The organism is Priestia flexa NBRC 15715 (assembly GCF_001591565.1).
In the GTDB taxonomy this organism is placed as follows: domain Bacteria; phylum Bacillota; class Bacilli; order Bacillales; family Bacillaceae_H; genus Priestia; species Priestia flexa.
The window spans coordinates 1-6,626 of the sequence record NZ_BCVD01000163.1; the positions used below are offsets into that span (position 1 = coordinate 1).

Here is a 6,626-nt window from a genome sequence, read left to right on the forward strand (position 1 = left end):
ATATTATTTCTGCCTTTTTTATTTTGCCAGTGTGGCGGAATTGGCAGACGCGCACGACTCAAAATCGTACAGTAAGCCTTATTACGTTAACATTTCGGCAAAACCAACGTAGCACCATTTCCTTAAAATGTGCCGAAGTGGTGGAATGGCAGACACGACGGACTCAAAATCCGTTGCCTTCGCGGGCGTGTGGGTTCGAGTCCCACCTTCGGTACCAACCTTACATACATAACGTTTACCTTAACGGGTAGGCGTTTTTTTGCGTTATATACACACGATTTATTACCGTATGAAACGTGTGCCTACTAGCTACCGAATATCGTACGCATAGGAGGAAATAATATTATGGCTAGCAAAAGACGTAGTAACGCATTAAGTATGGATGAATTAAAGGTTACGGGTGCAAACATTACCGTTAACCTAACATTAGAAGAAGCTATTGGGGCGTTTATAGACGATTGCCATTTACGTAATTTAAGACCCCAAACGGTTAAATACTATAACAACGAATTTAATGCGTTTAAAGGCACGCTACGTGCGTTAGGTGTGGAGATAAACTTTATTAATAATCTAACCGCCGAAATAATTAAAACGGTAATAAGGCATATGCAAGCAAGCGACATTAAGCCCGTTACAATTAACACAAGGTTAACGGCTTTAAAAGCGTTTTGTAACTATCTAGAAAAGAACGATTATATTAAAGCTAATCCAATGAAGAGCGTATCCATGCTAAGGGAACACGCCGAAGTAATTGAAGTGTTAACGGAAGAAGAGTTGGCAAAGTTGCTACAAGCACCCGATCTCACTACTTTTACGGGCTACCGTGACTACTGTATATTAAGCCTATTTATCGAATGTGGGCTACGTGTTAGCGAGCTGATAGGTATTGCCGTAGAAGATATTAATTTGCATAACGGTACAATAGTTATCAAGCACGCCAAAACGTTCCAACGCACTTTACCAATACAAAGCCGTATGCGTGAAATATTGCAACGGTATATAGCCATTAGGGGCGAAGTAAACTGCAAAGAACTGTTTATTACAGTAGACGAAAAACCATTAAGCCGTAGGCAAGTGCAAAATAGGCTAGCCACTTACGGTAAAAAGATAGGTAAGAACGTAAGCCCACACTTAATACGACATAGTTTCGCCCGTTTATGTGTAATACAAGGCATGGACGCATTTACCTTAATGGCGTTGTTGGGGCATACAGATATTACGATAACAAAACGTTACGTACATTTATTTAGCGAAGATGTACAAGAGGTACACAAGCAAATGTCACCACTTAATAAGGTAACGGGCAGAAAAAGAATATAGAACGAAATTAGCTTGCCTTACGGCAGGCTTTTTTTTTATTTGAATAAAAGGGTAGCTGTGATTGAAGAAGGTTCTGATTATTGTTAGAATTTGTAATATAAATAGGGAATTTGTCTAAGGGGGAATAGTGGTGGCTAAAAAGAAAACCAAAAAGAAGACTAGAATTAAAGATAATTATAGTTATAAAGAAATGGACATGACCTTTGGTGGTGCTAAAGATATGCAAACAATGTATAAATTAGCGAAACTCACGGGTTACAGTGACCCTAATCTTGATGATGCTTTTAAGAAATTTGAAGATATAAATAAGCAATACAGTGCAATAAAGAACGTTCCTGACCGCTTTAATCATTTCTTTGCACAAAAAGGTTGGATAGCTTTTGAAACACTTAGTTTTGATTTAATGGAAAAGTGCGTAAAGCTAGCCGAAGCAGGTAAACCAAAGGAAGCCGAAGATGCATTAATCGAATATTTTACCGATAGGGATAGAATCTCTTTCCTTGTTACACGGCTGAACAACGTACAAGAGTTTAGACCACGTAGAACCTTAATGTTAAACGCTTTGGAGGATCATTTTAGCGGAAGGTATCACGCAAGCGTACCGTTATTTTTAATGCTTATAGATGGCTTCGTAAATGACGTTGAACAAATTGGTTTCTTTGCCGATAAAGTTAAACTTGATGTTTGGGATACGATTGCAGCTCATAGTAGCGGTTTAAGTGCAATACAAAAAATACTAAATAAAAGTCGTAGGAAAACTACCGAAGATGAAATTACTTTACCGTACAGAAACGGTATTTTACACGGTAGAGATTTAGGCTATGCCAACGTTAATGTATCTGCAAAAGCATTGTCTACGTTACTAGCGTTAAGGGATTGGGCAGACGCAATTAAGAAAGGTAAAAAGGGCGTTAATAAAGAATTTGTACCGCCAACACTCGAAGAATCAGCCGAACAGATTGCAAGTAGTTTAGAAGGTTTAGCGGAAAACCAACGCCAAAGCGAGTATTTAAATAACGTATGGAAACGCAGGGATATAACGGTTGGCGAAGATATGCCAGCTAAAGGTGAGCTAAGTGAATACGAAGAGGAAACGCCAGAAAAAGCAGTCATGCAACTATTGGAATATATAACCGCTAGGAACTACGGTAAATTGGCGATGATGCTTGAGTTCAATAGGAAATACGAAACCGTTGGTAAATTAGCAGGTAAGTTACGTGAAGTGTTTGAAGGTAAAAAGCTAGTAGATTACAAGTTAGTAAATGTTTACGATAATGCTTCTGCAATTAGCGAAGTTGAAACGGAACTAATATTTGAACGTGAAGAAGATGGCAAGCAAGTTACGGATAATCGTACGTTTAGGCTTATGTACCAGGACGAAGAAGGTAATCCTATTCCCCGTGGTTATAAGAAGGCAGAATGGAAGTTTATGTTTGATTTCCGCAATATTGAATACATTGATTTCCGCTAATTTTCGGGGGAAAGATAGTAAGCGTGTAAAGCACTTTATTTCCGTATAATTCTGCTAAAATAACGTTGTATTGTACGGATAGCACAATACGGCAAATACATTGGAAACGTAATGACATCAACGGATGTAACCGCATTGGTATTCGGTAAAATAAACGCCTATTGTGTACGTAATAATAGTAAACTTATGCGGTATTGAAGTTAACAAATAACGTATTGTTTACGTACGGGTAACGTTTGTAATTACGCTTAATTACTAGCCAAACGCCTTCGGCACGCAAGGGTTACGCCAAACTTAGGGGGTATCTTATCTACTACCGTATAAACATACCGTTATATGTACGCCCTATGCACGCCTACTACACGCCGTACTATATACAATATCTACCCGTTATATATGTAACTGTCCACGCTTTTAAACGTTGGTATAACGCCCATGTATAAATAACTGTATAAACGGTATTAACTACGGTACACTACAAACGTTATTGTAGCAGGATTTAACGTAAGTATACGTAGGCAAACGACAATCAATCGTACGCACTAGATGGCGTATTCAATATACATTAAATTGCATGACAAACGTAAGCAGAAGGCAACGCTTATACGGCGAGTATGCAACGGTAGGCAAAGGTATCTTCTACGGCAAAGAGGGGCGGGGGTATCTCGTCTGCGGATAGCGTGCCTAGCCCGTAAAATTTGCTTACAAGATTTTTAAAAAGCGGAGGGTTAGACGTAGTGCCATACGTTACTGCTTCGCCATCAACCCGTAACCTTACTTTACCTATATTAGCGGAATGCTTTCCGTTAGTTTAAACTAGACGGTATCATTATTACGTATGCTTTAAAGTTGTTTTAACCGTTAACTAATCTATCTCCCCAACGCTTAAAAGCGATGATATAATATTTTTAAAGGATAATATTGTAAAAGGGGGAGCGGTATTTGAACGCAATAGAAATACTAGAAAAGACGAAGAGTAATTTATCCGATGCAATAAACGAGTATTTTGATAGCAGAAACGGCGATCCATTTGCGGATTGGTCGGTACCCGATGCATTATACCAAGAGAGTCGTTCGATTATCAAAGCAATCGCCAAAGAACGAAAACTAACGATACCTAGCTTTATACCGACAAGCCGTACTATTGACGAAGCAGTTTCCGATTTAACTGCAGATATAGGCGAGTATGATAACCAATACACGCTAAGGAATATTGTTAGGGCTAGCTTTAACGAATACATAGACATCCTCGAAGAAGAACAGTTAGACGTTAAAATTATTCACGTTGAAAGCGAAGTGCCCGACCGTTTAACATTTGCCCATATAAAGGAAGATTTAACAAAGTGCGATAAAAGGTTCGCTGATGGGGATTACTCGGGAGCCATTACAAGTGCCCGTTCGTTAGTAGAGGGCGTTTGTAACGAAATAATTGTTAACATTACGGGGGAAAGTTTAAAAGATAAACTTGATTTACCTGCGTTATTTAAGAGAGTGCGGAAGGAATTAAACTTAAATACCGAAAACCCTAATTTAGAGAAACCTTTAAAGCAGGTATTAAGCGGGTTAATTAACATTGTAAACGGCTTAGCTGAAATAAGAAACGAGAACGGGGACGCCCATCACCGTAGATATGAGGTAAATAAGCACCATGCGTTAATGGTAATAAACTCTGCTAAAACCGTTGTAACGTTCTTATTTAATACATACGAATACCAACTTGATAAAGGTACGCTAGTTAAGGCGTAAATGTTACGGAGGTTTTTATGGCTAAATTAGACCAACGAAGAATTAACTTTGTAAAAAGTTTACCAATTAGGGTAAGAGCAGAGGTTTTATACCATTTTTTAAAAGAGGGAATAAGTAACCGTAAAATCGAGCAAATAATAGACGCTCTTAATGAAGAGGATGGTTGGCAGGCGTGGTCTGTTATTCATTTTTTCGGGTTTGACGGTAATAGCAAAGCTAGATACCCTAAATTAACGTTAAAGAAGATTGAAGAAAGTTTAATGAACGTTAACGTTGAAGATTTAGAAGAATTTCATTTAGCTAATCATGATGACGGTGAGATTTCCCGTAAAATTACTTTTACTGAAAATGACGGAAAGGACGTACTCCGTACGATTAAAGCCCGTCAAGGTCAATACAAGTTACGTAAGGCACTACTGCAAAATTACCGTTCAAAGTGTGCCCTATGCAGTATTAACGATCCTAAGTTACTTATTACTAGCCATATTAAAACGTGGTCAAAATCATCTACTGAAGAAAGGGTAAATCCATCGAATAGCATACTTTTATGTAAATTGCATGATGGTCTTTTTGAATACGGATATATTAGCTTAACTGACGATTATATAATACTTTATTCGCCTAATTTTAATTTTGAAGGTCAAGGGATTGCAACAAACATCACTTTTTCAAAGCCTTTAAGCGATTATCCTTCTCCATTATTTTTAAAAGAACATAGATTGAAACACGGTTATGAATAAAACAAAAAACGGGCTTGCGTAAATGCTTGCCCGTTATTCATTAACTAACATCATAAGCCATGTTAATAAGCCGTTTAGCCCTTTCAATATCCTCACCGTTAGAAATCGTAACCTCTAAATCACCCGTACCATAATGCCCTATATTTGTAACATCACGGGTAAATCCTGGCTCTAACGTAATACTATCGGGCTTAACCTTCAGATATAACAGTATTTTTGCCGTTTGTGGGTGGATCTCCACGCAAGCAAAGTTTTTTATACGTTTAAACGCTATGTAGTGTTTAAGTATTTTCGTTTGAACATCGTCACCTAACGCAATCATATACGCTTTAAGTGTTTCGTATCTATCTGTAAGTTCCGTGTTAGCTTGCTCCAAATAATCTGATACTGTTTTTACCCGTGTATTACGGTTTGTAGCCGTAGTAGCTGGCGTATCATCTTCAATATGTACGGTTTGTGCAGTTGTAGCGTTAACTAAATCTAATAATAATAGACCGTCCGTATAATGCTTATATTGGTATAACTCGATATTACGGTTAATTTGTTGTACGGCGTGTTCGTCATACTTAGTAAAACCGCCTGCAATACAAAGTAAACGAGGACTACTCCAGTCAATAGCGTCTGAAACGGTTGCACCGTATTTACGCATAACCATTAGTTCAAATTCCGCTTTATGATCGAGCAACCAATCTAGGTAAAATAAACCTTGATTTATTACATTCTCGTTAACAGACCGCTTATATTCGATAATAACGGGTGAATTGTTTTCATCAATGCCTAACGTATCAATTCTGCCTGCATGGCGTTTACCCGTACTATGTTCGGAAGCTAAGAACCGTACGCCTAAAAAGGTTTCTAGATGGCGTTCTAATATGTGTTGTAACGATTTTTCAACCGCAACTGACTGTCCTTCTAACTCGTCAACGGAATCCCCGTTTAGTCTAAATAGTTTAAGATCGCCCAATTTACGTTCCCTCCCTACGGTAATATAATTATATCATTTCTATTCAGTAAAATCTTCCTAATAATATTAATCGTTAGCTGTCACTTACGACGTTGCGTTGAGTCACGTTTTAACTGCGTGAAAGGGGTAATGTACTACGTAGCCTTATACGGGCGTTGTCAAAGCCGACAAGTAGCCGATATTTATTTAACGGTAAACGTGCGAAACCTACCCCCGTAATTGTATAACAAGTGGGGATACGCCGTTATTGTTGTGTTAGCCAAAACACTTCCTCCACTCCCTATTGTAAACGGCGTGTCCTACGTTTTATTCCAGCCCTCTAACGTTATACCCTCTATCGTTTAGCTACCGTTTGACAGACCGCAAATGTCGGCGTGACAAGGTT

At 38.3% G+C, this 6,626-nt stretch carries 5 protein-coding genes and 1 tRNA gene; 5 read left to right on the forward strand and 1 reads right to left on the reverse strand.

Annotated elements, in window-relative coordinates; genetic code table 11:
• Positions 1-131: 131 nt before the first annotated feature.
• The 5 genes from BFL01S_RS18305 to BFL01S_RS18325 all read left to right on the forward strand — a co-directional run bounded on the left by BFL01S_RS18305 (position 132) and on the right by BFL01S_RS18325 (position 5,277).
• Positions 132-217 (forward strand) — tRNA-Leu (locus BFL01S_RS18305).
• A 128-nt stretch (positions 218-345) separates the two neighbouring features.
• Positions 346-1,320 (forward strand): tyrosine-type recombinase/integrase, encoded by a 975-nt coding sequence (locus BFL01S_RS18310; RefSeq protein ID WP_061786572.1) that lies wholly within the window; start codon positions 346-348, stop codon positions 1,318-1,320.
• Positions 1,321-1,450: 130 nt separating this feature from the next.
• Entirely contained in the window at positions 1,451-2,791 is a 1,341-nt protein-coding gene (locus BFL01S_RS18315) for a hypothetical protein (RefSeq protein WP_061786573.1), read from the forward strand.
• Between the two features lie 942 nt (positions 2,792-3,733).
• Positions 3,734-4,537 carry an abortive infection family protein gene (locus BFL01S_RS18320; RefSeq protein ID WP_061786574.1) on the forward strand — a complete coding sequence of 268 codons (804 nt, stop codon included), beginning with the start codon at positions 3,734-3,736 and terminating at the stop codon, positions 4,535-4,537.
• Positions 4,538-4,554: 17 nt separating this feature from the next.
• Entirely contained in the window at positions 4,555-5,277 is a 723-nt protein-coding gene (locus BFL01S_RS18325) for an HNH endonuclease (protein ID WP_061786575.1), read from the forward strand.
• Between the two features lie 40 nt (positions 5,278-5,317).
• On the opposite strand, the gene BFL01S_RS18330 is transcribed toward BFL01S_RS18325, so the two are convergent.
• Positions 5,318-6,241 carry a DUF5655 domain-containing protein gene (locus tag BFL01S_RS18330; protein WP_061786576.1) on the reverse strand — a complete coding sequence of 308 codons (924 nt, stop codon included), beginning with the start codon at positions 6,239-6,241 and terminating at the stop codon, positions 5,318-5,320.
• Positions 6,242-6,626 lie beyond the last annotated feature (385 nt).

Bases quoted from the DNA above. Each gene is read 5' to 3' on its own strand.
- BFL01S_RS18310 (WP_061786572.1), top strand. From the start codon at position 346: ATGGCTAGCAAAAGACGTAGTAACGCATTAAGTATGGATGAATTAAAG.
- BFL01S_RS18325 (WP_061786575.1), top strand. From the start codon at position 4,555: ATGGCTAAATTAGACCAACGAAGAATTAACTTTGTAAAAAGTTTACCA.